The sequence below is a fragment of the Kitasatospora sp. NPDC057512 genome (genome assembly GCF_042802135.1).
In the GTDB taxonomy this organism is placed as follows: Bacteria; Actinomycetota; Actinomycetes; order Streptomycetales; family Streptomycetaceae; genus Kitasatospora.
Map to the genome: position 1 here is coordinate 1 of NZ_JBHVET010000916.1, position 2,868 is coordinate 2,868.

The following is a 2,868-nucleotide window of genomic DNA, read 5'->3' on the forward strand; positions in this document are numbered from 1 at the left end:
ACCCACTCCCCCCCCCCCCCCCCCCGGGTCCCCCGCGCGGGGGCCGCCGGGGCGCCCCCCCCGCGGGGGCCGCGCCCCCCCCCGCGGGCCCGCCCCCCCCCCGCCGGGCCCGGGGCGCGAGCCGCACGGCCGGCCGCACCGGCTCGACGGCCCGCACCGCCCGCGCCGCCCAACCGCCCAGCGCCGCCAGGGCGAGCGCCGAACTGCCGTACTGCAGCGCCTCGTACAGCGGGACCCCGGCCACCGGGCGGTCCAGGACGGGCAGCAGCCGCACCCCCAGCCGGTCCCCGTGGGTGAACGCGTCCCAGCCGACGTGGGTGGCCGCGCCGACCGCCGCCGAGGCCGCGAACCACGCCGCTCCACCGACCGCCCCGCCCACCGCACCGGCGCCGGCGGGGCCCCGAGCCTCCCCGGCCCGCCGGACGGTCAGCGCCTCGGCGCCGCCCGCCCACCGCTCGGGCAGCAGCGCCACCAGCGGCCCGCGCAGCAGCCCGTGCCAGCCGGCCACCAGCGCGTCGGCGATCGCCACGTCCAGCGTCGGCACCGCCCACCAGCGGTGCGTCAGCCCGCCCTGTCCGTACACCCCGGGCAGCAGGGACTCGGCGAAGAACGGCACGTCCGGCGCCATCGACCCTGCGACCAGCGCCGACGCCACCAAGGGCCCGCGCGCCCCGGCGGCGCGCAGCAGGGGCAGGACGGCGGCGGGGTGGCTCAGCGTGAAGGGCATGCCCCCATCCTGCCGCCCGGGACCGCGGCGCGGCGCGCCGGGAGGCGCACCACGGCCCCGCCACCCGCCCCGGCCCCGTACCGATGGCCCCGTACCGACCGGCCGCTACGCCGCGTCCGCCGTGCTCGCCAGCCCGACGGCCACCCGGCTCCCCGCCTCCAGGTACCGCAGCTCGCCGCTCCGCCGCGCGTCCAGCGCGGCCGCCAGCCGCCGGTAGCGCCCCGGGGGCAGCAGCTCCCCGGCCTCGTCCAGGGTGACGAAGCGACAACCGCGCAGCTCCTCCTGCTGGAGCAGCAGGTGCTGCCGGCCCTCCTCGTCCAGCAGCCCGCCGTCGTACATCAGCCGCAGGCCGCCGCGGCGCGGGCCGGTGCGCGGCTCCCAGTCGACGGCGAGCAGGCGCAGCGCGGACGGGTCCAGGCGCAGGCCCAGCTCCTCGGCGGTCTCGCGCAGGGCGGCGTCGGTGGGGGCCTCGCCGCGCTCGACCACGCCGCCGGGGAAGTCCCAGTCCGGCTTGTAGACCGGGTCGACCAGCAGCACGCGGTCCTGCTCGTCGAAGAACAGGACGGCGGAGGCGACGGTGTCCCCGGTCGGGTCCGGGGTCTGGACGATCGGGCAGCGGGCGGCGCCGACCCGGACCAGCTCGGCGATCCGGTGCGCGGTCTCCCGGGGGGAGATCCCGCTGGTGTCGATCATCCGGGCGTCCCCGACCAGCCAGCGGCGGGCGGCGCGGTAGCGGGGCAGGTGCTCGAGGCACCAGGCGCGGACCCGCTCGCTGCCCTCCGGGTCGCCCGGGCACTCGTCGCGGTGGGCTATGCGGTCGCGCAGGATCGTTTCTTCAGGGTCCAGCACGAAGTGGTGCACCGTGATCCCGTGCGAGGCCAGGTCCCCGAAGATCTCGTCCCGGTAGTCCTCTCTCAGCAGGGTCATCGGGACCACCAGCGGGCCCCCGACCTCACCGAGCAGCGCCGCCGCCGTCTCGGGGACGAGCCGGCGCCAGGCCGCCAGGTCCTGGAAGTCGGACACCGTCGCCAGCCGGTCGGCCGGGAGCATCCGACGCAGGCCGAAGCCCACCAGCTCGGGATCGAAGAGCACGCTCCCGGGCAGCAGTTCCACCAGCTCGCGGCAGGCGCTCGTCTTGCCCGCCCCGAATGTGCCATTGACCCAGACGATCACAACGTCCCCTGCCCTCGACTTCCCCCGATGCCGTTCGCATCGGGCAGCGCCCCCGTTGGCCGAACCAGCGCCACCCGTGGTGGTACCCGCGCCACGCCGCTCCCCATGCCTCCCCGGCGCGCCCGCCCGCACGCCCCAGTCTGCCCCGTGACAGCGGCATGTGCCCAGGTCAGACGCCCGTAGGCGGAAATATACAGACCGGTCTACATCAAAATTGCACCCCTTCGCCACTGCTAGGGCACAGGACGCCTGATGGGTCGCCCGCCACGCACGCCCCGCTCGCACGCTCCGCACGCCCCCCACTTATACGCCCCCATGCTCCGCGCGCGCCCCGGGCTCGGCCCGTACGCGCCCCGCACTCGACCGCCACCGCCCGCCTCCTTGCGCCGCCCGCGCCCCACCGCGTACAGAGGAACGATGAAGCTGCTTCCCGCCGGTCGGGTCATCGTCATCGGCTCGGTCAACACCGACCGCATCCTCCGCTGCCCCGTACTGCCCTCCCCCGGCGAGACCGTCCTCGCCACCGCCGCCACCCGGGGCTTCGGCGGCAAGGGGGCCAACCAGGCGGTGGCGGCGGCCCGGATGGGAGCGGCGACGCACCTGGTCGCCACGGTCGGACGGGACGCCGAGGGCGAGGCGGCGCGTGCCGACCTGCGGGGCGCGCAGGTCGAGACGGGCGCCGTGCTCACCCATCCGGACGCGCCCACCGGTCAGGCGATCGTCATGGTCGACCCGTCCGGCGAGAACAGCATCGTCGTCCTCCCCGGCGCCAACGCCCACCTCACCCCGGAGGAGGTCACCGCCGCACTCACCCGCCTCCGGCTGCTCCCCGTCGACGTGGTCCTGACCAGCAACGAGGTCCCCCCGGAGTGCATCCGCGCGGCCGCCGCCGCACTGCCCGCCGCCGGCCCCTCGGGCGGCACCCGCTGGCTGCACAACACCGCCCCCGCCGGCACCCTGCCGGAGAC

The 2,868-nt window shown here is 77.3% G+C and carries 3 protein-coding genes; 1 reads left to right on the forward strand and 2 read right to left on the reverse strand.

Annotated features, from left to right (window positions below; genetic code table 11):
* Window positions 1–727: DUF4184 family protein (locus ACFU6K_RS35725; protein WP_380670304.1), on the reverse strand; the 727-nt coding region annotated here is incomplete at its 3' end.
* 105 nt (window positions 728–832) lie between these two features.
* Window positions 833–1,900, reverse strand: a complete 1,068-nt coding sequence (locus ACFU6K_RS35730; protein WP_380670306.1) for an NUDIX domain-containing protein — start codon at window positions 1,898–1,900, stop codon at window positions 833–835.
* A 417-nt stretch (window positions 1,901–2,317) separates the two neighbouring features.
* Between ACFU6K_RS35730 and ACFU6K_RS35735 the strand changes: the two genes are divergently transcribed.
* Window positions 2,318–2,868: PfkB family carbohydrate kinase (locus tag ACFU6K_RS35735; RefSeq protein ID WP_380670308.1), on the forward strand; the 551-nt coding region annotated here is incomplete at its 3' end.